General features: G+C 48.9%; 22 protein-coding genes. 10 read left to right on the forward strand and 12 right to left on the reverse strand.

Annotated features, from left to right (window positions below):
* Positions 1–22: 22 nt before the first annotated feature.
* The 4 genes from IPF95_14395 to IPF95_14410 all read right to left on the reverse strand — a co-directional run bounded on the left by IPF95_14395 (position 23) and on the right by IPF95_14410 (position 6160).
* Entirely contained in the window at positions 23–3055 is a 3033-nt protein-coding gene (locus tag IPF95_14395) for a GH92 family glycosyl hydrolase (protein MBK6475876.1), read from the reverse strand.
* Positions 3052–3996: an ROK family protein gene (locus IPF95_14400; GenBank protein MBK6475877.1), complete on the reverse strand. Its 945-nt coding sequence runs from the start codon at positions 3994–3996 to the stop codon at positions 3052–3054. Before IPF95_14400 ends, IPF95_14395 begins: the two co-directional genes overlap by 4 nt.
* Complete coding sequence (locus IPF95_14405; protein ID MBK6475878.1) at positions 3972–5267, reverse strand: sugar MFS transporter; 1296 nt, start codon at positions 5265–5267, stop codon at positions 3972–3974. The genes IPF95_14400 and IPF95_14405 overlap by 25 nt, the downstream gene beginning before the upstream one ends.
* A gap of 119 nt (positions 5268–5386) precedes the next feature.
* On the reverse strand, positions 5387–6160 hold the full coding sequence (locus IPF95_14410) for a T9SS type A sorting domain-containing protein (protein ID MBK6475879.1): 774 nt from the start codon (positions 6158–6160) through the stop codon (positions 5387–5389).
* Positions 6161–6386: 226 nt separating this feature from the next.
* Between IPF95_14410 and IPF95_14415 the strand changes: the two genes are divergently transcribed.
* Together IPF95_14415 and IPF95_14420 are read left to right on the forward strand one after the other, a co-directional pair.
* Positions 6387–7385, forward strand: a complete 999-nt coding sequence (locus IPF95_14415; GenBank protein ID MBK6475880.1) for a N(4)-(beta-N-acetylglucosaminyl)-L-asparaginase — start codon at positions 6387–6389, stop codon at positions 7383–7385.
* Positions 7386–7569: 184 nt separating this feature from the next.
* The gene (locus IPF95_14420; protein ID MBK6475881.1) at positions 7570–7923 is read left to right on the forward strand and encodes a hypothetical protein; all 354 of its coding nucleotides are present in this window, start codon (positions 7570–7572) and stop codon (positions 7921–7923) included.
* Positions 7924–7929: 6 nt separating this feature from the next.
* On the opposite strand, the gene IPF95_14425 is transcribed toward IPF95_14420, so the two are convergent.
* Genes IPF95_14425 through IPF95_14435 form a run of 3 tightly spaced genes read right to left on the reverse strand, consistent with a single transcriptional unit; the run spans position 7930 to position 10672 of the window.
* Positions 7930–8970 (reverse strand): hypothetical protein, encoded by a 1041-nt coding sequence (locus IPF95_14425; GenBank protein ID MBK6475882.1) that lies wholly within the window; start codon positions 8968–8970, stop codon positions 7930–7932.
* Positions 8942–9556, reverse strand: coding sequence for an RNA polymerase sigma factor (locus tag IPF95_14430; protein ID MBK6475883.1), 615 nt, complete (start codon positions 9554–9556; stop codon positions 8942–8944). The genes IPF95_14425 and IPF95_14430 overlap by 29 nt, the downstream gene beginning before the upstream one ends.
* 3 nt (positions 9557–9559) lie before the next feature.
* Complete coding sequence (locus tag IPF95_14435; GenBank protein MBK6475884.1) at positions 9560–10672, reverse strand: hypothetical protein; 1113 nt, start codon at positions 10670–10672, stop codon at positions 9560–9562.
* Between the two features lie 144 nt (positions 10673–10816).
* On the opposite strand from IPF95_14435, the gene IPF95_14440 reads away from it, so the two are divergent.
* The 3 genes from IPF95_14440 to IPF95_14450 are packed head-to-tail and all read left to right on the forward strand — an operon-like array spanning position 10817 to position 12137.
* The gene (locus IPF95_14440) at positions 10817–11089 is read left to right on the forward strand and encodes a DUF493 family protein (protein ID MBK6475885.1); all 273 of its coding nucleotides are present in this window, start codon (positions 10817–10819) and stop codon (positions 11087–11089) included.
* Positions 11090–11094: 5 nt separating this feature from the next.
* Positions 11095–11475, forward strand: coding sequence for a hypothetical protein (locus tag IPF95_14445; GenBank protein MBK6475886.1), 381 nt, complete (start codon positions 11095–11097; stop codon positions 11473–11475).
* On the forward strand, positions 11472–12137 hold the full coding sequence (locus tag IPF95_14450; GenBank protein ID MBK6475887.1) for a hypothetical protein: 666 nt from the start codon (positions 11472–11474) through the stop codon (positions 12135–12137). The genes IPF95_14445 and IPF95_14450 overlap by 4 nt, the downstream gene beginning before the upstream one ends.
* A gap of 90 nt (positions 12138–12227) precedes the next feature.
* Here the strand turns inward: IPF95_14450 and IPF95_14455 are convergent, their stop codons facing one another.
* Complete coding sequence (locus IPF95_14455; GenBank protein ID MBK6475888.1) at positions 12228–13064, reverse strand: T9SS type A sorting domain-containing protein; 837 nt, start codon at positions 13062–13064, stop codon at positions 12228–12230.
* A 210-nt stretch (positions 13065–13274) separates the two neighbouring features.
* On the opposite strand from IPF95_14455, the gene IPF95_14460 reads away from it, so the two are divergent.
* From IPF95_14460 to IPF95_14470, 3 genes are all read left to right on the forward strand, one after another.
* Positions 13275–14495 (forward strand): hypothetical protein, encoded by a 1221-nt coding sequence (locus IPF95_14460; protein MBK6475889.1) that lies wholly within the window; start codon positions 13275–13277, stop codon positions 14493–14495.
* 148 nt (positions 14496–14643) lie between these two features.
* Complete coding sequence (locus IPF95_14465) at positions 14644–14877, forward strand: hypothetical protein (protein ID MBK6475890.1); 234 nt, start codon at positions 14644–14646, stop codon at positions 14875–14877.
* Positions 14878–15084: 207 nt separating this feature from the next.
* Positions 15085–15660 (forward strand): ORF6N domain-containing protein, encoded by a 576-nt coding sequence (locus tag IPF95_14470; GenBank protein MBK6475891.1) that lies wholly within the window; start codon positions 15085–15087, stop codon positions 15658–15660.
* Positions 15661–15718: 58 nt separating this feature from the next.
* Here the strand turns inward: IPF95_14470 and IPF95_14475 are convergent, their stop codons facing one another.
* Positions 15719–18343 carry an ATP-dependent Clp protease ATP-binding subunit gene (locus IPF95_14475; protein ID MBK6475892.1) on the reverse strand — a complete coding sequence of 875 codons (2625 nt, stop codon included), beginning with the start codon at positions 18341–18343 and terminating at the stop codon, positions 15719–15721.
* Between the two features lie 250 nt (positions 18344–18593).
* On the opposite strand from IPF95_14475, the gene gyrA reads away from it, so the two are divergent.
* Positions 18594–21185, forward strand: a complete 2592-nt coding sequence (gyrA, locus tag IPF95_14480) for a DNA gyrase subunit A (GenBank protein ID MBK6475893.1) — start codon at positions 18594–18596, stop codon at positions 21183–21185.
* Positions 21186–21208: 23 nt separating this feature from the next.
* Positions 21209–22372 carry a hypothetical protein gene (locus IPF95_14485; GenBank protein MBK6475894.1) on the forward strand — a complete coding sequence of 388 codons (1164 nt, stop codon included), beginning with the start codon at positions 21209–21211 and terminating at the stop codon, positions 22370–22372.
* A gap of 203 nt (positions 22373–22575) precedes the next feature.
* On the opposite strand, the gene IPF95_14490 is transcribed toward IPF95_14485, so the two are convergent.
* The 3 genes from IPF95_14490 to IPF95_14500 all read right to left on the reverse strand — a co-directional run bounded on the left by IPF95_14490 (position 22576) and on the right by IPF95_14500 (position 26694).
* Positions 22576–24132 carry an FMN-binding glutamate synthase family protein gene (locus IPF95_14490; protein MBK6475895.1) on the reverse strand — a complete coding sequence of 519 codons (1557 nt, stop codon included), beginning with the start codon at positions 24130–24132 and terminating at the stop codon, positions 22576–22578.
* Positions 24133–24464: 332 nt separating this feature from the next.
* Positions 24465–25136 carry a hypothetical protein gene (locus tag IPF95_14495; protein ID MBK6475896.1) on the reverse strand — a complete coding sequence of 224 codons (672 nt, stop codon included), beginning with the start codon at positions 25134–25136 and terminating at the stop codon, positions 24465–24467.
* A 517-nt stretch (positions 25137–25653) separates the two neighbouring features.
* Positions 25654–26694 carry an SRPBCC family protein gene (locus IPF95_14500; GenBank protein ID MBK6475897.1) on the reverse strand — a complete coding sequence of 347 codons (1041 nt, stop codon included), beginning with the start codon at positions 26692–26694 and terminating at the stop codon, positions 25654–25656.
* Positions 26695–26764: the final 70 nt, after the last annotated feature.

Below are 26764 nucleotides of genomic sequence, written 5' to 3' on the forward strand. Positions count from 1 at the left end.
TTTTCTATGATTAGAGGGTAGCTCACTTTGTTTCGATCAACACCTCATCAACAAAGATCCAAGTAGGGCCTCCATTACCGGGATGCCAATCAGGACAAGGCCCAGCATTTCGTGCGATGACTTTGATGTATCGCGCTCTTTTGGAGATCGGTTCTGTCCAGAGCTCCGTCGTTAGCGCATCCATTGTATCTCTTGCAATGGTGTGTGAGGCGATCGCCGTGCTCCACTGCCTACCATTGGAGCTGAACGCGAACTGCACATCAGCTGGAAGCCAGATCCAGGATCGTTGGTCCTGCAAGGCACTTAAACCAACACGTTCCAATTGCATTGGCTTACCTAGATCTACGGTTGCTATAAGATCCGCACCTTCGAAACCCTGCCATTCGCCTGTTCGGTAATCATCACCGCCCCGAAGTCCATCCACTAAGGCTTGATCTCCTCCAGCGGAATACTGCTGTGCAAATTCGGTAGCCAATTCAATGGATCGGTCCGTTTCAACTTTTACAAAATGAGCTGTGGCTGGCTTTGAGCGGAATGGTGAATCTGCCCTGTCCGGAATAATACGCTCAGCAAAAGCTGATATGGAGGTGTTTGCGGAGATATGAAATGGCCCTGAATAAAGCAGGGGAGCTGATCCGTCCAATGAATAATAGAGGCGGGCGCCGATATCGCTGGATGAAATGGTGATCTTCAACGAATCCCTGAATGCTTGCGAGGCCGCCGAAATAATAGGAACCGGTTGCCAGGTCGATAGCTCCGTCTCACCAAGCTGTGGAGCGTCACTGGATGAACTTACAGGTCGTGCGCCCAATTGGTAATGCAATGATCCGCCTTTCTGCAACAACTCAAATGGTAAGTTCCGCATGCTGGTCATTTCCTTACCGTTCAACTCCACGCGTTCAATGATATTCCTGACCCCACCTTGTGCTGTACTGGAAATGACAAATGTTCTATCATCTCCAAGAGCAATGGAAACGGAGTCGAATAATGGCATGGTCAAGGTCATTTCGGGTTTTCCGGGGCAGATCGGATACATTCCCATAGCACTGAGGACATACCACGCACTCATTTGGCCACAATCCTCATTGCCTGCAAGACCATCAGGAGCATTGTGATACAAGTTATTCAAGATGTTCTTTACATAACCATCCGTTAGCTCCGGGTGTGACGAGAGGCTGTTGAGATAAGCGAAAGAATGGCTGGGCTCATTGCCATGCGCGTATTGCCCGATCAATCCGGTGATATCACTTTGATCGCGTCCGGTGGTACTTGTTTTTGCTGTGAATAACGACTCCAGCCGGTTTGACAAACCTTCTTTTCCACCGATCAATTCAGTGTACCGTCCCATGTCATGCGGCACGAATAGACCGTATTGCCATGCATTGGCTTCGGTAAAGTGAAAATTCACTTCGTATGGATCAAAGGGCACAACGAAACCGCCATTGCGGCGTGCCCGGAAGAATTTGGTCTCTGGATCGAACACATTCTGCCAATTCCGCGACCGATCATAGAACCGATCAGCGATATCAGTTTTCCCCATTGCTTCTGCCATGCGTGCAATACACCAATCGTCATACGCATATTCCAACGTTCGACTAACACTTTCGGGCTTATCCTCGCTGCTGATATAACCGCGTTCCCGGTAATGGTCCAGTCCGAAAAGATCCGCATCGGCACTAGCCACCATGGCTTCCAATGCAAGCTCTGCATCGTAACCACGGATACCTTTCATGTAGGCATCGCTGATCACACTAACGCTGTGGTATCCGATCATGCAATCGGTCTCGTTGCCCCAAAGCTCCCAAACGGGTAAGCGGCCACTTTGTTGGTAATGAAGCAGAAAGGTCTTGATCCAATCATTGGTCATATCCGGCTCCAGGATCGTCATTAAAGGGTGAAGTGCCCGGAACGTATCCCAAAGACTGAAAACGGTGTAAACGTTGTGATCTGCTTGATGGACTTCACTATCCATGCCGCGGTATTTTCCATCCACATCGTTGAAAACGTAGGGCGCTACGTAGGTGTGGTAAAGCGCCGTGTAGAAGGTTTTTTGTTCATCCACAGTACCGCCGCTGATCTGGATCTTGTTCAGTTTCTGGTTCCATAAGTCTTCCGCCTGCTGGCGCACTTTATCGAAATCCCAATGTGGCACTTCGGCTTCGATATTGGCGCGTGCTCCTTCGATGCTCACTGCACTGATACCAACTTTGACGATCAGCGGCTGGTCAAGTGGACCGAAGTTCAGACCAGCCACGGTATTAACAAGATTGGAAGGCATGACCTCATTGTCGATCCATGGTGCGCTGAATTGTATACAGAAGAAAAGACGTTGGTCCGTTGCCCAAGAGCTTGATCGCCGTTCCCCAACGATCTCCGAGCTACCAATGACTTCCATGCTTGCGCCAAGAAGAGGGTCACGATGCCGCAGATCGATCGCAATGCGCGCGGCATCGCCTTTTGGAAACCAGTACCGATGCACTCCGACGCGGGCAGTTGCGGTCAATTCAGCGTTGATCCATGTTCCTCCACCTCCATCGATCACATTACTATCTTCAGGCTGGGAATCCGTCGAAGTTAAAAGACCAACCTTATAATACCCAGCATTAGCATGTTCCCTTGTGTGATAAAAACGAGCCCGAGTCGCGGTCCTATCGAACGCCATTCCTTTGGGCCCGCTCATGGGCATCAGCAACACATCACATAGATCAGCAACACCCGTCCCACTCAAGTGCGTATGACTAAATCCGTAGATCAACGAATCACTGTAATGGTAACCGCTGCAACCGTCCCAGTCCATGACGCCATCCGGTCGCGTATCCGGACTTAGCTGCACCATGCCATTGGGTACGCAAACTCCCGGGAAGGTATGCCCGTGCCCACCTGTCCCAATGAATGGGTTCACCAGATCGCGGGCTGGATTTTGCGCCACAGCACTAAGCGTGAATGTACTAAATAAGGCTGTCGATACATAGGAAATGGACAACTGCTCGAACCTATTTCGCTGCACCTTGGATGGCATGATCCCAAGCGTGTAGTTGTTCTGTTCTCTGCTCATACGCTTCTCTTCAATTCTTTATTCATAAAAGTTAATGCGGCTGCACCAAGGATCCCTGCTTCATTCTCACCCAGACCGCTCAAGACCAGATCTACGCGATCATGATAAATGTTCAAAAGATCTTTCCTGAACCATTCTTTCAAGGGATCCAGAAGCAAGGAGCCACTCCGTGCAATACCACCGCAGATCACAATGCGTGCAGGGCCGGTTGTAGCTACAGCATTGGCCAATGCCACTGCTAACCATCGGACCGTATGGTGGAAGGTCTGCATCGCTTCGTAATTACCGGCCAAAGCAGCATCGGCTATACACTGTACGCCTTCTTGTTTCAAAACATCCTTGTTACCATCGAGTTCGTCATAAGTCCGCCGCATTCCGCGAATGCTCACATAAGCCTCCAAACACCCTTTGCGGCCACAGGTACAATCACGGCCATCCATAACGATCGTGGTATGTCCGATCTCACCCGCATTTCCAGCACTTCCCAGAACAAGTTCTCCATTCACGATAACACCGCCACCTACACCTGTGCCCAATGTGACCACCAAGAGGTCATCGAATCCTTTGCCAGCACCGTATTTCCATTCACCAAGTGCGGCGGCGTTGGCATCGTTACCAAGCGTGGTAGGAACACCGGTACGTTCAGAGATAATTTGGGCCAAGGGCACATCGTTCTTCCAAGGAAGGTTGGGCGCTTGCTCTATGAGTTGGGTAAAATGATTCGCGTTGGGCGCGCCAATTCCGATAGCACTAGGATCAATATCATTGGTGAGATGCTTTATGCACTGTGCAATGGCATCTGCGAACACATGCTCATCAGCATGACCCATCGTTGGAATGCGATCAGAACGAAGTATTAGTCCATTTTGGACCAGACCGATCTTGGTGGATGTACCTCCTATATCGACCCCGAGGATCAGGTCGCTCGTCTTTCGTTCCATGCGTAATAAGTGACGTAGAAGTAGCAAGAGATAACCAGTAGGAATGCCACTTTGAAGCCGAACCCATCGGCCAGCAGGCCAAGTAGGGGAGGAATTACGGCACCGCCGAAAATGGCAGTGCATAATATACCGGAGCCTTGTGGTTTAAGCGGTCCGAGACCTTCAATGGCCAACGTGAAAATAGTGGGGAACATGATGGAGTTGAATAGACCGACAGCCAAAATGCTCCACATTGAAACGAAGCCTGTAGTTGAAATGGAGATCAGGATCATTGTAATTGCCAATAGACCGAAGATCATAAGCACCAACGCAGGGCGATAGATGCGCGTAAGAAATGAACCAACGAACCTCCCGATCATGGCGCCACCCCAGTAAAGCGCTACGAAGACACCTACAACACCTTTCGCATCCATTCCCGTTACGTCCTTGCCTAGAAGATCAGCGATCCAGCCCATTGTGGAGTCAGCGCGAACTACATCTGCCAGATCCATGGAAAGGAAATAATTGACCAGATACGATCCGATGGCCACCTCGGCACCGACGTATAGGAAAATACCGACAGCACCGCGGATCAGTCTGCCTTTTCGGAAAGTGGCTGCGTAAGAACCAAAAGTCTCACCGTCCAGTATGCGGGGCAAATGAACCGCTCCAACAAGAACGGCCAGTAATAAGAGTGCCCCGGCCAGAACGACGAACGGTCCTTGCACAGCTGAAGCTTCTTGGACCATGTATGCAGCGCGATCGGTACTTGATAACGCCTCAATGGCTTTGCCATCCAGGATATGATCGCTCAATAAATAGTTAGCACCAATAATGGGTGCTATGGTGGTTCCAACACTGTTGAAGGCTTGTGCCAGATTCAATCTACTGCTAGCACCTTCTTCGGAACCAAGCACTGCCACGTATGGATTCGCGGCAACTTGCAGAACGGTCATTCCTGCTGCTAGTGTGAAGATGGCCAGCATGAAATAGGGATAAGCTCTAGTGCTTGCAGCAGGCCAGAATAGGAGGCATCCGATCCCCATTGTCGCCAGACCGATCAGCATACCTCGCTTGTAGCCAATTCGTGCCAAAAGGAACCCAGCAGGAATTGAGACCAATAAATAAGCACTGAAGAACGCTATCTGTACTGCTCCAGCTTGGAAATAGCTCAGTTCAAAGACCTCACGCAGCCTAGGGATCAGTGAATCCACAAGCACCGTGATGAATCCCCACATAAAGAACAAGGAGATCACGACCATAACGGGCGCATTGGAGTGTTTTTGGTCCATATGATCTTTGAAATGTGGGTGAATGTAGCAGTAACTCGGGTTAGGAACTAGGAGCGTATCATCCAAAGAAAAAGGCTGCCCTTTTGAGGCAGCCCTTTTCAATACATAAGAAGGTCGAACTAGCGGATCACAGAGATGCGCTGTGCTTGCTCATTACCATTGCCTACAGTACGAACCATGTACGTACCGTTAGCATAGTTGCTCATATCAAGTGTGTACGTACCACCATTGGTCACATTGATGGTCAACGCCTCGATCAAGCTACCGCTCATATCGAATACATTGATGGCCTGTACCTTGGAATCAACACTAAGCTTGAAGATACCATTGGAAGGATTAGGACTGATCGAAAGGATCTGGCTAGGAGCAAGTTCCGTTATGCCAATTCCCCCTCCACCGATACATGTAATAGCAGGAAAACCATTGGCGGTTCCAGCATTAGTGGAAGTTCCACAAGCGCCTTCCTCCGATACTACCAACAAATAAGTACCTGACTCACTTGCAGTAAATGTCAAGGCACAATTTGAACTGGCATCAAGTCCATAAGCATCAACTGCTCCACTCGGGGTAATAATGGTATATGAAATGTTGAAAGCAGTACCACCAGTTCCGTTACAGGCGCTGAACGTGTAAGTGCCGGCTACCATATTGTCCATAGCATAAGCCTCATCAGCGTAGATCTCAAAGTCAGTGATCTCATTCACTGGGCAACCAGCTCCTGTATCAGCAGGCGCACCTCCGAAGGCCGTGTTGAAATCGCTCCAACCTCCAGTTGCATTCGGATTTACCCAAGTAGTACATTGAGCAGAAACTTGTGATGCGGAGAGTACACCCGCTACCAAAGCCACGGACAAAAGTGAAAGACCTTTTGTCAAAGAGTTAAATGTTTTCATGCGTTTGATTTTTTAAGAGTTTGTACAAATATAGGAAAGTAGTCGATTGCGCCAGTGATTCTGAACTTTTGATCAAAGATTTCTCTCGTCGGAGATCCAATTCGTGTTTTCGTACCAACTTCTTAATAATCTTACCTTTTCGTGCTATTCTACTTTGGGATGATCCTAAACCTGATCTCATAGGGTGTTGGTTTTGTTCTGCTATAGGTGTTAGTACCTTTCCGGCATGGCCGATCGCAGAGACTTCCTGAAACTAAGCCTAGCTGGGTCAGCTGGGCTGCTTGTGGGGTGTAATTCCTCAGAAGAAAAAGGTGCGATCATCACAAACCCGATTGAGTCATTACGACCGAGCGGGGCCTTGATCGTTTCCACTTGGAACCATGGTATAGCTGCGAACGAAAAAGCGTGGTCCACACTGGAGAGCCATGGCAGTGTCCTTGATGCAGTTGAACAAGGAGTAGCTATCGTCGAAAGTGACTTCTCCAACCGCAGTGTTGGGCTTGGTGGTCGCCCGGATAGGGATGGAATAGTGACGCTGGATGCTTGTATTCAGGATCATGACGGGAAAGCAGGAGCAGTTGCATTCATTCAGCGCTTCGAACACCCGATCAGCATTGCGCGAGCCATCATGGAACGCACGCCACACGTGATGTTAGTGGGTGCAGGAGCTGAAAAATGGGCCTTGGAGAACGGGTTCAAGCAGATCGATATAGATATACCCGAAGTACAATTAGCTTATGAGGAATGGTTGAGAACGTCGGACTACAAGCCAATCGCGAACAGAGAGAACCACGATACGATCGGAATGCTAGCCATGGACGCAGAAGGACGAATTGCAGGGTCATGCACCACCAGTGGCATGGCTTTTAAAATACATGGACGGGTAGGGGACAGTCCGATAATTGGCGCAGGGCTTTTCGTGGATGGTGATGTTGGGGCGGCTTGTGCGACCGGAGTGGGTGAATTGATGATCCGAACCGCCGGGTGCCACACCGTAGTCGAATTGATGCGCCAAGGGTTCAGTCCGATGGATGCATGCCGCGAAGCAGTGCTTCGTATACTTGCCAAACATCCGAATGAAAAGGACTTGCAAGTGGGCTTTTTAGCATTGAACAAAGCCGGTAAACACGGAGCTTGGAGCGCTTACGAGGGTTTTAATTATGCGTTAAGCACATCCGCGATAGCACAATTGGCCAATGCCAGTTTTGAGCGAAAATTCGAATAGTGCGTTGTCCATCTGAGCAGATCTGCACGGCTTGGCCGATCTTCAAGAACGATAGTCGATCGGTCACCAACAACTTATCGCGGATTCTCCATCGGCGATCGTTATCCAGTTGAACTTGGTCGAATTGTGAATAGATCAAGCTTACCCATTGAATTAATTTGTCTTTTCAAGTAACTTTGTAGCAATGGATCGGTTCTACGTTTTGCTTCGCAATACCGCTTTTCTATGGGCTCTACTTACTGGGTTCCAGGCGAATGCTGGCGGTAATGAGGAAACGCCGGATTCGAGCCAGGTCACGATCGAGTGTACGCGGTCCTCCAGCTTGGTCTTGATCAACATTACGAATCATAGAAAGATCGGCTTGGTGAGCATCTCGATCAGCGATTCAAAAGGACGTTCACTGTACTACGAAGAGGGTAAGGCAATGACCGATGAACTGGTCCGTCGGTTGGACAAGGGCCTATTCCCACCGGGAGAAGCAACACTTACTGTTCGCTCACGGGATGTGACCGAGAGCCAAGCTTTTCTGGTTCAGTAAAAGGTTCTACCAACCCGCATTCAGCAGTGAAACAAGCTCGGCATCCACGGCCAAGCTCCTGCTCTGGGCTGCATTTCCATCTGATTTCTTGAATTTGCCTTCCTGGGCTGCTTGTACCGTACCAACATTCGCTCTGCTATGATTTACAGCAAGCTCAGACTCGGTCACCACATGCGAAACAGTCGGGGCCGGAGGAGCAGCTGTTGTCGCATCGAAGACAGGTCTTATGCTATCGGCTTCATCTGCTAGCATCTCCTGAACACGAGCGCCGTCCATATACTCAGCATCCTCATTTAACTTATCGTCCTTGGACACATCCGCAAATGACCCCGCCTTTTCCCGGTTGATCTCCTTCAGGCTTTCAGACCGTTTCGCAAGCACTTCCATCGGTTCTTCCATAGCTGCAACATCGTTGGCTATAATGGTACTACCAGTGCTTACTTCCATCTTACTTAGGAACCCATTTTCATTTGCAAGTTCTTGTTGCTGTGCAACACGCGCAGCACCTTGTAATTCTTTAGCAGCAACATCAGCAGCTTCTGCGGTCACAGGCTTCAACACGGCGTTGCCCTCTATTCCGTTAGGTGCCTGAAGTTCTTTCTGTACATCAACAGCTTTGGCATGCTCAACATCCTTTAGCTCAGCCAATCCGACTTCATTCGTACCATAGTTCCGGACCAATACAACCCCGGCGGTGATCAATATTGCCAACGAAGCGAATGCCAACGCCGGTCGCCACAATGCAGACATTTCCTTTGGCCACAACAACGGTCCTACGCTGTTGAGCCAGATCTGCCATTTCGGGCGCTGCTGAGCACGGAAGGCATTGATCACATTGGACCGTACGCTATCCGGAGCGACCAACGGTTCTTGTTCCCGGTCGCTCGTGCGCATGTGCAGCAACAGGCCGCGCATGGTCTCGTATTCATTCCTATCGGTAAGGTGACGAAGCACATAGGCCCGCTCCTCTTCCAATAGCTCGTCGAAGCTCCGCTCGCTGAGCAGGCTTTCGATGTCTTCAGGATCGTATCGTTCTCGCCGTTCCATTTGGTATCAGTGCTTTTGGGTCGAATTCCTTGAGGCGTTCGGCCAGTTTTTTCAATGTGTAGAATAGTCTCGATTTCACGGTTCCTTCGGAGCAAGCAAACGCTGCCGCAATCTCTTTGATGGCCATATCCTCGTGGAATCGCATGACGAATGTGGCTTTATGATCGGGATCCAACTTATCCAGTTCCTCATCCAACCGCCCTCGGAAAAGTTCACGATCCACACCTACACCGCCTTTCGCTTCTTCTCGGTCCGTGCCGTTGCGCAAATGCACTGCTGCAGCGCGTACCACTTCATTATGGCGGTATGCATTCTTGCAAATGTTGTTGGCTACGCTGAACATCCACGTCTGAAACGGTCTCGCCGGATCATAGCTTTCTGGTCGCTGCGCCAATTTGGTGAACAGGTCCTGCAAGTAATCCTGGGCCATTTCGCGGTCCTGCCAGAGCATGCGATGGAAATAGTTGAGGAGCCTGCGGTTGTATCGGTCGTATAATCCGGCAAACGCTTGTTCATCCCCGCGAACAACGAGTTCCATTAAGCGTTCATCGCTCAGCTTTCCATATTCCTTGCCGAATAATGCCATGCGTCAGTGCTGCAATACACCGGTTTTGATCAAGCTGTTCGTCGCCCCCAATTTTCCTGCAAGCAGTCGGAGTTCATATTCCAACAAACTGGCTTTTTCTTCATCACCTGCAGCGCGGTAATGCATCAATAAGATCGAACCTGGTAGCAAGTAATTCCGCGCCAATGGACCCGCTGCTGTTGCCTTTTTCATGGCCTTCCAATTCCGTTCGAGCGTAGGTATGTTGTCCAGTAGCACAGGACTATAACGCGCTGCAAGCCCGGTCACGTATAGCCTATCGCGCATCGTCTTCACAAGGTCCGGACCAAGTGCTAACGAAAGGAATACCGGCCTTTTTGTAGCAGATGCCAAAGCACCGATGAATGCGGGACCCGCTGCAGTAGCAGCCCCGCGAGCACCGGCACTGGTCCATACCTGTTGACGATATGCAGCATCCACCAAGAGGCGCTCATCCACGATCAAGACATCCTTCCGCACGCCATCGGCATATTGTTTTGCCCAAGCAGGGTAGGCGTCCATTTCACCCGCAGTAAAGAGGATCGCATCCTTCTCTACGGAAATAAGCATGTCATCCGTGAGCTTCCAGAGATCTGCTGCAACGTTACCTTCAGACTTCAAAGCCTTGCTCCAACGCACAGTTTCGCTTGAATTCGAAGTACGCACCGCGTTCATTAGTTGCGGTCCGATCAACTCGTTCCGATCGCTTCCTTTAGCGATTGCATGATCAAGTTCAGCAAAAGCACCTGGCGCAGGAAATTGTGAATAGAATTGGGCCAAATGCGCTTCAAAGGAATTGGGAGCAACTGTTCCGATGCGATCTGCCAAGACGTCCAAATTTGCTTGATCGGCTGGTGGGATGGTACCGCTATTCCGTGCGAGCGAAGCGTTCCGTTCACTCCGGTACTGGTTCAATAAAGCATCGTTATTCGCTGGTTGTTCTTCGACCAATACGCCCCATAAATTGGCGTTGCGGGTCTGGTCTTCGGCCTGCCATCCACCTTGATAGGGATCTTGCATGACCGGTGCCATTTGCTCAGCTTTGGCTGGCGTTTCGGTTTGCCCATACGCAAATCCTGTAGCGAGTAATAGAAGAAGTGAAATAGTCGTTCGGGACATAGTTGATCCAGACATCTAGTAACCAGTACACGCATCGCCCGAAAAGGTTCGATCGAATATGCGCGATACCTTTGCGAAGTTACAGGTAAGCAGCATTGTATACTTCCGTGCACATGTTTGCAAGGCTGACCGTAACTGCCAGAAATGGACGAAGAAGCAAGAGATCGGTTGAAATTGCGGTTGGATGAAGTGCATGAATGGCCAAGCGTCTATATGTTCAAATTCATTTTCGAGCCGGAACAGGAACGTACGAATGCTATTCTGGCCTTGTTTCCCGCAGAGAGTGAAGTACTGCGGAAGTATTCTTCCGGGGGGAAATATTTGAGCATTACCGTTAGGGAAGTAATGCTCAGTGCTGAGGAAGTGATAGAACGGTATGAAAAAGCAGGTACTATTGATGGCGTCATCGTAATGTGATGTATATGGACATTCAGAATATCCGTACCGCGCTTATAGTTACGCTTTCCGTTCTATTGGTAGTCGTGCTTTGGCGCAGATTCAAACGTGGCGTGCTCGCGAAGGACATGCCTGCTCCATTACATGCTGAATTGATCAATTTGCAAGTGCAATACCATCCGGCCAGATTACACGTTGTGGTAAAGGTCCCGAGCAATCAGACCATCCGAACGAATCTATTGGATGGAGCTCATAACCCATTGCACGCTTGGGCAGACGTTGATATGAAGCCTGGAGAATCCACCATTGAACTGGCCCTACCTGCTGCTGCCGACGGGCAATACCACCTGGAAATGTGTACCGACACGCAACGAACCGTGCGCCAGTTCCGTCTACTTCAAGGATGAAGTTCTCAGGATGGTTGGTTATCGTGTTGTTTTTGGCGACCGCCTGTGAACTCAACGCACAAAAGAAGAAGACCGATCAACCAATATTCACGACCTTCAAAGGCACATTGGTCTTGCCGATACCTACAGCTAACCCGTTGTTCCGTGATGTCACTGAAACGATCGGCCAATTGGACGGATCGATCCAGTTCCGAGTATATAAAGGCATGAGCTTAGGTGTTGGAACAAAATGGTCTTGGTACGGGATCGAGGACCGCGCTCTGTCACCACAAGGCTCTCCAGGTGAAGTTCGTCGCTCGGCATATTACGGCAAGGTGGCTTTTGAGAAGTACACCGGAAAGAAAACGTTCTACGAGCTGTGGATCAAATCCGGAATGGCGCAATACGAATACAAATGCGCGACCTGCACAGCCGAAAGAAACTTCGTCTTCCATTGGGGTGCCGGCGCTTCCTATTACATACACGCCACTGACAATCTATCCTTCGGACTCATGCTTGGTTATGAGACTGATGCATCCACCTTCAGTATCACGGATATCGGTGTCGATAACCTACCCGGACGGCGTATCACCACTGAAGAGCATAATTACCGGAACTTCCTGTTCGGAATGGGATTCAGCACCACGTTCAAAAAGGCCTCGGATGGGCCTGGGGCGTGGTAGGATTACTCGCGTTCCATCCGCACCACCTGATATTGTATCGCTTAAACGTTCCGTGGATGCCGAACAACCAAATCTCTTTTTATGTTCAATTCACTTCACCACGATCAACCGTTTTGTTCCCAGAACACCCTGGTTTGTTTGCAATTGATAGAGGTAAGTAGCTGCTGGAAGATCAACGGTAGTGATCACCTTCGAACCTGAACCGCGCACGGAAAAGCGCTTGATCTCGGCACCTTGCATGGTGTAGAGGACGATCCAACCCTCTTTCATAGATGCTGGAAAATCGTAGGTGATGGTCGTGTTTTCAGTGGTGGGGTTGGGGTAAGCACCAAGATTATTGCTGCTTTCCATAAAGTGCTCTTGCCCGCCAAGCGCAAATCCGGATATGGAGCCATCGCATTCCAAACAACCTAATGATCCCGGGAGTGAGTAAACGCGCATATCACCTGAAAGTCCTTCGGAGGTCAGGTTCATTTGTGTTCCGTTCGGAGTGTTATAAATGAACGGTTCAGTAGTGGCTGCATAAAAATTAATTATTGCAGGCGCATAGTTGGTCGCAGAAAAGATCTCGGTACCATCTGTCCGGAAGACTTTCGTACCATAATTTCCAGATATGGTTCCTGTTACCAAGAATTCGATCGTACTGGGGTCGGTATCGAATAGATCTTCGGAAATATACATAGGTACAGGATAGTCGTACGCTGATGAAGCTACAGCCCAAGGACAAGCGACAACGAGGTATTGAGTAAGATCCATGTTGTATATGGTGAAACTTCCGGGATAGAATCCGACCAGTTTCGGTCCAGCGTTCACCAAGGTGTTACAATGCCATAGGGTCACTGGTGTCGAACCGATCTCCGTGATCTGGCCATTCGCTAATATCGCAAGGGCCAATGCTAGTATAAGAGTTGCAAGTCGGGCTTTCATAGAATTTCGAGGTTTTACTCCTAGACGATCATGATCAATGTGGGTTGCTTCATAAATGAACAAGATCATTTGAATACGGGCAGGAATGATCAATTAATCCGCACATGATGAAATCAAACCAGAATGAATCACTGTTGTCGAGTCCTGATTATGGGTTAACCATCGGACGTCTAGTTTCTTATCAAAAAGTAAAGGTTGTACATTTACGTAGTGTCCTCCTTGTTGAATAGTGCAATTCTCGTTCTAGCAAATTGCTGTGTTCTTCATACCGCCTTTTGCCAAACTGTTATTTGGCAAGAAACATTTGATGGAACTGGGAACTGGAACACGCTGAATATCCCGGCGGGTAGTGAAGGCTGCAATGCCAATCCCTTTTTTATCAGTTGCCTAGAGAACGGTAACCCAGCCGGTGTCTGTGGCAGCGGCTGTGGTAGTAATAATACACTGCACGTCGCCTCTATTGCATTCGGCGATACAGGTGCGGCATATGACGCTGGTGGCGGCCCTGCTTGTGGTGGCCTTTTCGCTTGCATATTCGGCGGCTTGTGCAACACACTTACCAATAGACGATCCCGTTCTGCAACGATAAGTACGGTGGGGTATTCGGGCATCGATCTGGAGTTCGATTACATAGAATCCGGTTCCGGCAGCGCCGATAATGCAACGGTGGAATACAGCACCAACAACGGTAGCACATGGACGCTTCTTACGGATATGCCCAAAACCGTTAATACAGGCTGTGGTGGCCAAGGCCGTTGGACGCACATTAGCACCCCGTTGCCTGCTTCTTGCGAGAACATAAGTACACTTCGCATTGCCTTTCATTGGGTCAATAACAATGATGGTGCTGGAACGGACCCTTCCTTTGCAGTGAACGATGTAATGATCACTTATCTCGATCCGCTGCCTGTGGAGCTGGTCAGTTTTTTAGGCACCCCTGTAAATTCTTCGACCTACTTGAATTGGTCAACGGCGACCGAGAATGACAACGACCATTTTGTTCTGGATCGAAGCGTGGATGGCAGGGAGTTTCATTCCATTGGAACCATGGATGGCGCGGGCACTACGATGCAGCAGCAGACCTATTCATTTTGGGATCATTTTCCAATATCCGGCATGAACTTTTATCGGTTACGCCAAGTGGATCATAATGGCCATGAAGAAGTATCGCCTGCGGTTGCTGTGATGCATCAACCCACGAATGACCCTTTAGCTGGCCTGTATGTGGACAATGGCGTTTTGGTTACCGGGTTTATCGAAGACCACGCCAATTGCACATACCGGATCACCGACGCACAAGGGAGAATGATAAAGGAAGGCACACCGCGCGGTGATCATTTGAATGTGGATATGAACAGCTATATGCGTGGTCTGTATGTCCTGCAATTGAACAGCGGTGAACGAGTAGGCTCAGTTCGCTTCGTGCGTTAGTCTGAAAGCAATCGTAGGGTGAATCGTAAAGAGGGCTTCGACTATTCAATGGAGATCTTGTGGATGCGCAGCGGGCCATTGATCATTTGATCAGCACCATACCGGACGCGGCAGTAATACTTAACTTTACACAACAATCGAAATTCAAATGACCGCGTTACAAATACGGGCGGAGATCCAACGGTTACTTCACAAAGAAAATAACTTGACTGTTCTTGAGGCGATCCATTTGCTCTTAAGGCGTGAAGAATCTGTGGCCGATGAAGAGCTGTCGGATGAGAAGATCGCTGAGTTGAACGCGCAACGCGCTGACCGGATCAGCGGAAAAGTGAAGTTCATCAGCGAAGAAGAAGCTATTCGCATGTTCCGGGGAGCCAAGTAATGAAGTACTCGCTTCAGCTCGACCCAAAAGCTGTCAAAGAAGTACGTCAGGTCTATGATCATCGAGAGCATGAAAAGAAAGGATCGGGTGACCATTTCGTCAATGCTATTGAAGCCTGTTTCGACCAGATCAAGCTAGGTACTTTTACGTCCCTACCGAAGTAAGTGGTCGCAAATTGCGTCCACCTCTGAACGCATTGATAACACTATGAAAAGCAATCATCCTTCCGAAGAAATAGAAACCTTGATCTTCGAGATCCGTGGACTGAATGTGATGCTTGATAGCGAACTGGCAACGCTCTACGGTACGGAAACGAAGCGTTTAAAGGAACAGGTCCGACGCAATAGTGAACGCTTTCCGGATGACTTTATGTTCGAGTTGACCAAAGAGGAAAAAGAAGAATTGATAGAAGGTAACGAAAGGTTGAATAAATTGAAGTTCTCGCCAGTATTTCCCATGGTATTCACTGAACACGGTGTGTTGATGCTCTCCAGCGTATTGAATAGCGACACAGCCATAGCTGTGAACATACAAGTGATGCGCGTGTTTACGCAAATGCGTTTAACGATATCCACCAACAATGAGATCTTGCTCAAACTGGAGAAACTGAGCGGCACGGTGAGCCATCACAGCCGCGATATCCGCAGGATATTCAGCCAATTGAGGAAAATGGAGGAGGAAGAAAAGAACCGGCGGTTGCTTGCACTGATCGCCAAGGAAACGAAAGGGCAACATAAACAGATCGTTGGGTTCAAACCGGACAGGGATAAACCGAAGAAATAATACCCAAAAAAAAGCCCCCCAACAAACGTCAGGGGGCTTTCAAATTGTTCAAGGTCAATTAGTCCTTGCTCTTATCATCTGTAGGAGGGAGTTCCTTGGCATCATCTCCTTCACCTTTGGCGAGTTTCTTTTTGCCTTTGGTGACCTTGATCGCGAGTTCGGTCTTGTCCTTGTTCACGCTCACGTTGATCTTATCTCCTTCTTCAACGCCATGGTTAATGATCTCCTCGGCCATAGGATCTTCGATGAACTTCTGGATCGCACGCTTTAGCGGTCGTGCGCCGAATTTCTCGTCGTATCCCTTATCGACCAAGAAGTCCTTCGCATCATCGTTCAACTTCAGATCGTATCCGAGTTCAGCTACACGCTTGTACAAGTAGCCCAGTTCGATATCGATGATCTTGTGGATATCCTCACGCTTCAAATTGTTGAATATGATGATGTCATCGATCCTGTTCAGGAATTCCGGTGCGAACGCTTTCTTCAATGCCTTTTCGATCACACCGCGATTGCTGTCGGCCTGACCTTCGGCTTTAGCAGCCGTGCCGAATCCGACACCCTTACCGAAATCACTCAGGTCACGAGCACCGATGTTGGAGGTCATGATGATGATGGAGTTCTTGAAGTCGATATGACGACCTAGGCTATCGGTCATTTTACCGTCATCCAACGCCTGAAGTAGGAGATTGAATACATCGGGATGTGCTTTCTCGATCTCGTCCAATAGAATAATGGAGTAGGGGCGACGCCGAACCTTTTCGGTAAGCTGTCCACCTTCTTCGTACCCAACATAACCTGGTGGCGCACCGATCAAGCGGCTCACGGAGAATTTCTCCATGTACTCGCTCATATCAATGCGGATCAACGCATCGTCCGTATCGAACAGGTAACGCGCGAGCTCCTTCGCCAACTGGGTCTTACCAACACCGGTCGGTCCCAAGAAAATGAATGAACCAATAGGGCGGTTCGGATCCTTCAGTCCAGCACGATTACGTTGAATGGCCTTCACAACTTTGATCACGCCATCTTCCTGGCCGATCACTTTGCCTTCCATCTCCTCCTTCATACGGCGCAACTTGCCGCTTTCTTTCTCTGCGATACGCGTCACGGGTATACCACTCATCATGGCCACAACCTCTGCAACATTGTCTTCGCTAACAGTGGTACGGTTATTCCTGCTTTCCTCTTCCCAAGCCTTTTTGGCCGTCTCTAATTCCTCCAATAACTGGCGTTCTTTATCGCGCAGTTTCGCAGCTTCTTCATAGCGCTGGCTGCGTACGACTTTGTTCTTCTCGTCCTTGATATCCTCGATCTTTTTCTCTACGTCAAGGATCGCCTTCGGAACAACGATATTGCTGATATGCACGCGACTACCGGACTCGTCCAAGGCGTCGATCGCTTTATCGGGCAAATGCCGATCCGTGATGTACCGATTGGTCAGTTTCACACATGCATTGATCGCCTCAGGCGTATAGGTCACGCTGTGGTGGTCCTCATATTTCTCCTTGATGTTGTTGAGGATCTGGATCGTTTCTTCAACAGTGGTCGGCTCAACAATGACTTTTTGGAAACGGCGTTCCAGCGCTCCATCCTTTTCGATGTACTGCCGATACTCGTCCAATGTGGTAGCACCAATGCATTGGATCTCTCCACGTGCAAGTGCTGGCTTGAACATATTGCTTGCATCCAACGATCCACTTGCACCACCGGCACCAACGATCGTATGGATCTCATCAATGAACAGGATCACATCCGGACTGTTCTCGAGCTCATTCATTACGGCCTTCATGCGTTCCTCGAACTGGCCACGGTATTTGGTGCCGGCCACGAGTGAGGCAATGTCCAATGCAACTATCCGCTTATTGAAAAGCACACGGCTCACTTTGCGCTGAATGATGCGGAGTGCGAGACCTTCAGCGATCGCGCTCTTACCAACACCGGGTTCACCGATAAGTACAGGATTGTTCTTCTTTCTTCGGCTCAGGATCTGGCTTACACGCTCGATCTCTTTCTCACGTCCGACAATGGGGTCAAGCTTCCCATCTTCTGCCATTTTGGTAAGGTCTCTTCCAAAATTATCAAGGACAGGTGTTTTGCTCTTGCTATCGCCTTGTTTGCGTTGTCCGCCACCACCTGCACCCCCACCCGCAAATCCACCGCTATCGTCATCATCATCGTCCGCACTTTGCTGTGAAGCTTTGGGCAGTTTTTTGGAAGGTATGATGTTCATGTCATCGGAACCATCCGCAAGAATTGTATCCACTTCATGTTTCACATTCTCATAATCAACACTGAACTTGTGGAGTGTCCGGGTTGCCAAATTGTCCTCATCCTTCAGGATACTGAGCAGAACGTGCTCCGTATCGATATGCGGGCTTTTGAAAAGTTTGGCCTCCAGGAAACAGATCTTCAACATTTTCTCGGCCTGTTTCACCAAGCTGATCTTATCCTTATCAGGCGGTCGCATGGCACTTGCGGGTTCCATCGAACCCTCTACTGTCTTGCGTAATTCATCCAGATCGACCTCCAAACGCTGCAACACCTTAACGGCATTGCCTTCGCCTTCGCGGATAAGACCTAGGAGAATGTGTTCGATGCCGATATATCCGTGCCCTAAGCGCAATGCCTCCTCACGACTGAAGGTGATGACGTCGCGCACACGGGGTGAAAATTTTGCGTCCATATAAGTTGGTGTTCTTCGTTCTACTACCCACTTGGGCGTTGTGTGCTAAGGTAACTAACGTACTTCAGCGGGCAAGCTATTTAGGTTAATGATGCAGCCTTTGGTATTCCTTCGATCTTTTATCCACAATATCGTGTGCGGTTGTGGAAAACTACCATACGAAGACAGGTGAATTCGGCCTACTTTCGGGCTCCCTTTCGGGAAACGGCCTGGTCACAAGGATCAGGCCAAGTGTAGAGAATTGACAAAAATGGCAGAAGCAGCAGGAGAAAAGATCATTCCGATCAGTATAGAAAGCGAAATGCGCACAGCATACATCGATTATTCGATGTCAGTGATCGTGAGCCGGGCATTGCCCGATGTGCGCGATGGATTGAAGCCGGTACACCGCCGCGTGCTCTACGGTATGCAGGATCTGGGCGTACTGAGCAATCGCGCGCACAAGAAGAGCGCACGTATCGTGGGTGAAGTATTGGGTAAATACCATCCACACGGCGACAGCAGTGTTTACGATGCCATGGTGCGTATGGCACAGCCTTGGAGCCTGCGTTATCCGTTGGTAGATGGCCAAGGAAACTTTGGCAGTATCGATGGGGACAGCCCAGCGGCGATGCGTTATACCGAAGCGCGCTTCAGAAAGATAGCGGAAGAAGTATTGGCGGATCTTGATAAGGAGACCGTTGACATGCGCCCCAACTTCGACGATTCGTTGGAGGAGCCGACCGTTATGCCAAGCAAGATCCCGACACTTTTAGTGAATGGAGCAAGCGGTATTGCAGTAGGTATGGCCACCAACATGCCACCGCATAACCTTTCCGAGGTGTGCGATGGAATTGCGGCATACATTGAAAATAAGGACATCGATGTGGAAGGGCTGATGCAACACATCAAAGGCCCCGATTTCCCTACCGGTGGCGTGATCTATGGAACCGATGGTATCCGAGAGGCATACGAGGGTGGTAGAGGAAAAGTGGTTCTGCGCGCAGCATGCCACATTGAAGAAGACGATAAAAGCGGTCGTGAGACCATCATTTGCACGGAGATCCCTTACCAGACGAACAAGGCTGTTCAATTGGTAAAGGGAATTGCTGACCTGGTCAATGATAAAAAGATCGAAGGCATCAGTGACGTAAATGATTATAGTGATCGCACAGGGATCCGCGTTGCTTACGAAGTCAAGCGCGAGGCCATGGGTACCGTGGTCCTGAATCAGCTGTTCAAATACAGCATGTTGCAGACCAGCTTCAGCATCAACAACATTGCACTTGTCGGTGGCAGGCCCATGTTGCTTGGGTTGAAGGACATGATCAAATACTTCGTGCTGCATCGTTTGGATGTGATCAAGCGTCGCACGGAATTCGAGTTGCGCAAAGCGGAGGAACGCGCACATATTCTGGAAGGTCTATTGATCGCTCTGGATCATTTGGATGAAGTGATCGCTTTGATCCGTGCAAGTCAAACCCCTGACATTGCGCGTGAGGGATTGATGACCACCTTCGGACTGAGCGAGATCCAGTCCCGTGCTATTCTGGACATGCGCCTTCAGCGATTGACCGGATTGGAGCGCGATAAGATCCGTGAAGAGCATGCTGAGCTGATGATCCTGATCGGGAAATTGAAGGCCATTTTGGCGGACGAGCACCTGCGCATGGAGATCGTGAAGCAAGAGACCTTGGAAATAAAGGAGAAATATGGCGACGAACGCCGCACCAAGATCGTACATGCGAGTGGTGATATGCGCATGGAGGACCTGATCGCGGATGAAGCGGTAGTGGTTACCATTAGCCATCTGGGGTACATTAAACGCACCAGTCTAAGCGAATTCCGTACCCAAGGAAGGGGAGGAGTTGGTAGCCGCGGAAGCACGACGCGCGACGAGGATTTCCTGGAGCACTTGTTCGTAGCGACCAATCACAATTACCTCTTGATCTTCACGCAAAAAGGAAAGGTCTATTGGATGCGGGTATACGATATCCCCGAAGGCACGCGCCAAAGCAAAGGCCGCGCGATCCAGAACCTGGTACAGATCGATGGCGACGATAAAGTAGTTGCCTATTTGAACGTGACCGACCTGAAGGATGAGGAGTATCTGAACTCACACGCTGTTGTGTTGTGCACGAAGAAAGGAGTGATCAAGAAGACCACACTTGAGGCCTATAGCCGTCCACGTAGCAACGGGATCATTGCCGTTAAGATCCGTGAAGAGGACGAACTTTTGGAAGCGCGTTTGACCAACGGTACCAGTGATATCATCATGGCCAGCAGAGAAGGGAAGGCCGTTCATTTCAATGAATCAGGCATTCGCCCGATGGGCCGTAATAGCAGTGGTGTGCGCGGAATGCGGTTGGGTAGTGAAGCCGATGAGGTCATTGGTATGATCACCTTGAACAGCGAACAGACCGCTGATCACCAAGTCTTGGTCGTGAGTGAAAAAGGCTACGGAAAGCGCAGCCCGGTAGACGAATACCGGATCACGAAACGCGGTGGAAAAGGCGTTAAAACCATACAGGTCACTGACAAGACCGGAAAACTGATCGCCATCAAATCAGTAAAGGAAGACGATCAATTGATGATCATCAACCGCAGTGGCATGACCATCCGAATGGACCTAAGTGAAATGCGTGTACTTGGCCGAGCTACACAAGGAGTTCGTTTGATCGATCTGCGTAAAAATGATAAGATCGCGGCTGTAGCCCGAGTGGATAGTGAGTTAAGCGAGGATGTGGCAGCGGAGATAGTTGATGGTGAGATATCGAATGCTGACGAAAGCGCTCCGGACGCGGATACCACCGAAGAGGGAACAAATGGCACTGAAGTTGCAGAAGACCCGGACGAAGAATGAAAAGCATTGAATTAAAAGGAACCATGAAAACCTTTCTGACCATTGCGCTTGCCGCAGGAACTTTGGGTATGTATGCCCAAAATGCGAACGTGGTGAATGCATACAACTATATGAAGGATGGCGATCTAGCGAAAGCCGTTGAATTCATAGAGCCTGCGATCGTTGATGCGAAGACCGGGGCCAATGAAAAGACCTGGCGTTATCGCGGTGATATCTACAGGATGATCGTGTTGGGCGAGGACGAAGCCTTGAAGACCCAATTCCCGGACGCCATCGAAAAAGCTGTAGAGAGCTATATGAAGGCGAACGAGTTGGATACGAAGGAATCCTATAAGGTGGAGAACATCAAGGCACTCGGTGCGTTGCAAGGGACTTCGCTGAACGCTGGTAACAAGGCATTCACTGCTAAGGAATATGACAAAGCAATCAAGGACTATGCACGTGCAGAGATGATCGCCAAAGCGTTCGGCCAAGTGGATACGAACGCGATCTTTAACAGTGCTTTGGCGTATGAAAGTAAAGGCGATGGCGTTGGTGCAATTCAACGTTACCGCGATGCTCTTGCTGGAGGCTATAATAAGCCCGAGGTGTACAGGTACATTTCTAGCTTACAAGCCAAAGGAAATGACCTTGATGGAGCTATTGTAACACTGACAGAGGGAAGGACCAAGTATGCCGATGATAAGGACCTTATCATGGACCAGATGGCTTATCTCTTACAAGCGGATCGCGCGGCTGAAGCTGAGGAAATGGTGAAATTGGCATTGAATAAAGACCCGAACAACGCGACATTGTATAGCGTTCTAGGTAGCTTGTATGATAAGAAAGCCAGCGATGCCAAGGAAGAAGCACAAATGATCGAGTGGTATACCAAGAGTGAAGAAGCGTATAAGACAAGTATAGAGAAAGACCCGAAATTCTTCGATAGCTACTTCAACGTAGGCGTGCTCTATAACAATCGCGCAGCTTACGAGTATGAAAAATGCAACGCATTCAAGAGCGATGCTGAATATACCAAGTGTAAGACAGGAGCGGATGAGATCTATTTGAAAGCAGTACCGTTCTTCGAGCAAGCGCACGAATTGAATGCAGAGGACGTGCAGACCATCCAACAATTGATGAAACTGTATGCCCGCAGTAATGATCAGCCAAAATATGAAGCGATGAAAGCATTATTGGGCGAATAGGAACCCAATAGCTCAAGAGCAAAGCCGGGCAGAAATGTCCGGCTTTTTTTCTGTGTGATCGATATCATGCCGGAGTGAACGTACCGCACAAAGCCACCTCAGAGAGTGCTGTGATCTGCCTAAGAATTGCGGGAGGGTCGTGATCCTGAGCTTTCGCGATCATCCAGATCCCTTCGTTGAATGTGCGATGCTTCGTGCAGAGATCACACGGTTGCCCGCACTTCCTCTGGCGCATTACTTGGCACCAGGTCACACCAGCGATCGGTATCCAAACTATTTGGGAAGTACTTGTTTTGAAGTGTAGTGAATTCGTCGCCACGCATGAACATATCCATCCCGATCTCATCGATCGAGTGCTTACCACATGCTGCCAGCAATTCCATTACACCACGCAACGTATTCCGGTGGAAGTGATATACTCGTTCGCTTTTATCGGATACCACCAACCCTTTTACGAGCATTTTATCCTGCGTTGTTATTCCTGTAGGGCAAGCGTTGGTATTGCATCGTAATGCTTGAATACATCCTAATGAGAACAAGAAACCTCTTGCGGAGTTGCATATGTCGGCACCTAATCCGAGCATTTTAAGCAAACTGGCAGCGCTAAGCACCTTACCACTCGCAATAACCTTTACCTTACTACGCACCTTGTATTGAAGTAGTGTAGTGTGTACGAAGATCAACGCCGGCACTAATGGCATACCCACGCTATCATTGAATTCCAGCGGTGCGGCCCCTGTACCACCTTCAGCACCATCCACCGTAATGAAATCGGGGATCGGTGCACCATTCGCCATGGCTTTACAAATGTCTACGAACTCCTCGGTACGGCCAATACATAGCTTGAACCCAACGGGTTTCCCACCGGAAAGAGTACGCAACGTATCCACGAATTCCAACAGACCTTGTGCTGAATTGAAGGCGCTATGCCCCGGTGGCGACAGCACCATGGTATGTGGTTCAATATGACGTATCGCGGCGATCTCGGGCGTATTCTTTATCGCTGGAAGAACCCCGCCATGTCCGGGTTTTGCCCCTTGCGATAACTTAAGTTCGATCATGCGCACCTGCACATGTGCAGACTTTGTTGCGAAAAGCTGAGGATCGAATTTGCCGTCCTTTGTGCGGCAGCCAAAATATCCGGTACCGATCTGCCAACACACATCGCCGCCTGGTTCCAGGTGATAGGGGCTTAAGCCGCCTTCGCCCGTATTGTGATAGAAACCGCCTTTTTTGGCTCCGGAGTTCAATGCGAGGATCGCGTTTGAACTCAGAGACCCAAAGCTCATGGCAGAGATATTGAATAAAGAAGCGTTGTAGGGGAGTTTACATGCCTCACCACCAATGTGCACACGTGGTGCTTCTTTCATTACATGAGCCGGAAAAATAGAATGCCGGAGCCCTTCATAATCATCGGTATTCAACTCCAGTTGGGTGCCAAAAGGGGTCGTATCGTCCACATTTTTTCCACGCCGGTAGGCCAATTCCCGTTGTTTACGGCTAAAGGGTTTGCCCTCGGTATTCAATTCTATGAAATACTGCTGAATTTCGGGGGATATTGCCTCTAACATGTAACGTAAATGCCCGATGACCGGGAAGTTTCGCAGAATAGCATGTCGTGGTTGTATGCAATCATATAGGCCCAACAGATACAGTGGCCCTACAATGATGAACAACCAAAGGACATTTGGATGGAAATAACCAATGGTGCCGATCAGCAATATGATAGCAGTTGCGGATACGAGGAACACGTTACGCATGATGGAAATGGATAAGTGCTAAAGGTAAAATCAAGGGTAGCCCGGCTTATGAAATTAACGATCGTTTACGATGCCGAACTCAAGACAAAACGATATGTTACAATGCCAACGCCGTTTGGATCTTTACCACTGAAAATTCGGACCGGACCTATGATCATTAAGGGAAATGATCGGAACAGGAACGGTGAAACGGATCAGTTGAGCACAACACAGGGGGTAAGCATATCCATTGGAGTTCAATCTGAGCTAGATGCATCTCTTGACTAGCCATGATACTGATTGAAAGGGCAGTTGATTGGTTTCCAACCCAATATAACTTAACATAATATAAATTATGCGCCAAGACTGGACCAGATCAAACAAGCCGGTTCGATCAGATCAACACCTAAGCCAGTCGTTCCTAGGCATTTCATACTAATCCCATCCATGACCAATCCAGTGAACGGATCATTGCTGATCAACCATGGTCCATCCAGATCCACGAGATCTGAATAAGGTGCAAGTTGTGCCATTGCGCCACAGCCCAACGAACTCTCGGACATGCAACCGAGCATAACAAGTAGATCCAATTCCCTAGCTCTGATCATGATCTCTGCAGCCCGATCAATACCGCCACATTTCATGAGCTTGATATTGACTCCACTGAACACATCACGTGCTCTTTCCAGATCATGCAACCCTTGAATACTTTCATCACCGAATACCGGAACCCTTGTGAGCTTACTTAGTTCAGCATGAAGGTCCCATCGGTCCTTACCGAAGGGTTGTTCAATTCCGGCAATTCGATCCTCACCGGCCAACTCGATCAGGTCCAGCACCTGGTCCACATCCTGCCAACCTTGATTGGCATCCAAGAATAACTTCCTGTTATCCAAATCAATAACCCTTCTTATCGTAACTGGATCCCGAATTGAACCCAATTTAACTTTCAGAATGGTAGAAATTGGTAATTGGCTCAATTTCAACTCAATATCACCAAGATCGGAATATCCTAAGGTTACCATTGCTGATCCATTTGTAGTTGATAATCCTTTTGTTTCAACCAAAGATCCAGCAATGACATTCAACTGCTTGCTTTTCAGGTCATAGTATGCTGTAGATAGAGCTGCTCTGCAAGGTCTGCTTAGACTTAGAGGAAAAGTCTCGTTTCGATGTGGTAGGTCTTCTCCTAATTTATTAAACAAATCATTTAATTCAATTGATATAAACTCCTGAACAACAGATATTAGTGTATCATTCAAATAAGGTGGTAAGGTAGCTTCACCGTAACCGACATGACCATTTTCTTCTAAACGGACGAATACGGCATCGGTACCGGTTCGAATGCCGTGAGCTGTTCCAAAAGGATGTTTGAATTGTAACCGGTATGGCGCGTATGAAAGAATCATTCAATTAGTGTACGAAGATGAGAACGAACGCTCATACCTCTGATAAAAAGCAACAAGAAGTATTAACCCATTCAACAACAAAAGCCCCGGACATTTCTGGTCCAGGGCTTCAGGTGAAGATTGCTCGTAAGTTCTACTTCACAAGGTAATAGATATTGGTCAGCCATTTGGCGGTATCTTTCTCAGACATTGGGTCGGTCACATATTCCTCGATCACGGCACCATACTGGGTCAATCCGTTTGCCTTGATCATTTCATCCATCGCGTAGTGTGCTTCGCCAGATCTATCATACGCCCCCATGTAAGGGATATGTAGCGCTTTGGATGCAGGAGTTGTATAGGTCGTATATCCAGCAAGCGCTATATCTGAAGCGGCTTTAACAGGGAATGCAGGCATCATATCCGCGCTCATTCCTTTTTCGTCATAGCTGAAATACAATGCTGATGGCGAACCGGACATGGGCACTTGCGCTTTTCCCAAAGCAGCCCCAACCGCTCCGTATGTGGATCCAATGAATCGTTGTATATCAGCGAACCTGGTGACAGCACGTTTACCAACATAGGTCATCTCAGGGCGGTCTATGGTCTCAATAACGTATCCTCTGAAGGTTTTCGCTGCAAGTTCAGCCGCTACCGCTGCATGCTCCGCTTCGGACATTACTTTCAATTTCGTAAGACCGTTCTCGAAATCAGGACCTATCATTTCATCCATATTCATGAAAACGTTCATTACGCGAGCCATGAAATTATTCTGAGTTGTCATCTTCCATGTCACCTTGGAACCATCACCCTCCGTAGCCAGATCCAGGTCCACCTTCGCCTGTGATTCAAATGGTTCAATGAATTTCAACGTCGATCCAACGTGCTTATTCGATTCCAGTTCAATGATCTCTTGCGAACCTGTACCAACAGTGTCACCGACCCATTCCTGGATCGAACCAACAGTACCATCCGTACCACTAAAAGTCGTTTTCTGGTCTTTGTCCGCATCTCTCCAAGGACTCCACTTAAACGATTCTTTTAACGACGATATGTGCGGGTATACACTCTCGACGGGCGCCGCAATTACAGTAGAACGCTCTACCACAGTGGTCTTTGGACCGATGAGGCCGAGTACAACGATCAACGCTGCAACGGCCAATAGGATGATCAGAATGGTCTTTAATGCTCTCATGATGGGAAAATTTGACCGAAAGATGCATCGAACATTTCGAGCTTCCAATATATTCCATGGGAAATAGTTT

It is taken from the genome of Flavobacteriales bacterium, from assembly GCA_016704485.1.
Taxonomy (GTDB): Bacteria; Bacteroidota; Bacteroidia; order Flavobacteriales_F; family PHOS-HE28; genus PHOS-HE28.

Coding starts and splice junctions, on each gene's coding strand:
- gyrA (MBK6475893.1), top strand. CDS start 18,594: ATGGCAGAAGCAGCAGGAGAAAAGATCATTCCGATCAGTATAGAAAGC.
- IPF95_14500 (MBK6475897.1), bottom strand. CDS start 26,694: ATGAGAGCATTAAAGACCATTCTGATCATCCTATTGGCCGTTGCAGCG.
- IPF95_14415 (MBK6475880.1), top strand. CDS start 6,387: ATGGCCGATCGCAGAGACTTCCTGAAACTAAGCCTAGCTGGGTCAGCT.
- IPF95_14420 (MBK6475881.1), top strand. CDS start 7,570: ATGGATCGGTTCTACGTTTTGCTTCGCAATACCGCTTTTCTATGGGCT.
- IPF95_14405 (MBK6475878.1), bottom strand. CDS start 5,267: ATGGACCAAAAACACTCCAATGCGCCCGTTATGGTCGTGATCTCCTTG.
- IPF95_14485 (MBK6475894.1), top strand. CDS start 21,209: ATGAAAACCTTTCTGACCATTGCGCTTGCCGCAGGAACTTTGGGTATG.
- IPF95_14470 (MBK6475891.1), top strand. CDS start 15,085: ATGAAAAGCAATCATCCTTCCGAAGAAATAGAAACCTTGATCTTCGAG.
- IPF95_14465 (MBK6475890.1), top strand. CDS start 14,644: ATGACCGCGTTACAAATACGGGCGGAGATCCAACGGTTACTTCACAAA.
- IPF95_14450 (MBK6475887.1), top strand. CDS start 11,472: ATGAAGTTCTCAGGATGGTTGGTTATCGTGTTGTTTTTGGCGACCGCC.
- IPF95_14495 (MBK6475896.1), bottom strand. CDS start 25,136: ATGGTAACCTTAGGATATTCCGATCTTGGTGATATTGAGTTGAAATTG.
- IPF95_14410 (MBK6475879.1), bottom strand. CDS start 6,160: ATGAAAACATTTAACTCTTTGACAAAAGGTCTTTCACTTTTGTCCGTG.
- IPF95_14400 (MBK6475877.1), bottom strand. CDS start 3,996: ATGGAACGAAAGACGAGCGACCTGATCCTCGGGGTCGATATAGGAGGT.
- IPF95_14430 (MBK6475883.1), bottom strand. CDS start 9,556: ATGGCATTATTCGGCAAGGAATATGGAAAGCTGAGCGATGAACGCTTA.
- IPF95_14425 (MBK6475882.1), bottom strand. CDS start 8,970: ATGGAACGGCGAGAACGATACGATCCTGAAGACATCGAAAGCCTGCTC.
- IPF95_14435 (MBK6475884.1), bottom strand. CDS start 10,672: ATGTCCCGAACGACTATTTCACTTCTTCTATTACTCGCTACAGGATTT.
- IPF95_14455 (MBK6475888.1), bottom strand. CDS start 13,064: ATGAAAGCCCGACTTGCAACTCTTATACTAGCATTGGCCCTTGCGATA.
- IPF95_14440 (MBK6475885.1), top strand. CDS start 10,817: ATGGACGAAGAAGCAAGAGATCGGTTGAAATTGCGGTTGGATGAAGTG.
- IPF95_14475 (MBK6475892.1), bottom strand. CDS start 18,343: ATGGACGCAAAATTTTCACCCCGTGTGCGCGACGTCATCACCTTCAGT.
- IPF95_14445 (MBK6475886.1), top strand. CDS start 11,095: ATGGACATTCAGAATATCCGTACCGCGCTTATAGTTACGCTTTCCGTT.
- IPF95_14490 (MBK6475895.1), bottom strand. CDS start 24,132: ATGCGTAACGTGTTCCTCGTATCCGCAACTGCTATCATATTGCTGATC.
- IPF95_14395 (MBK6475876.1), bottom strand. CDS start 3,055: ATGAGCAGAGAACAGAACAACTACACGCTTGGGATCATGCCATCCAAG.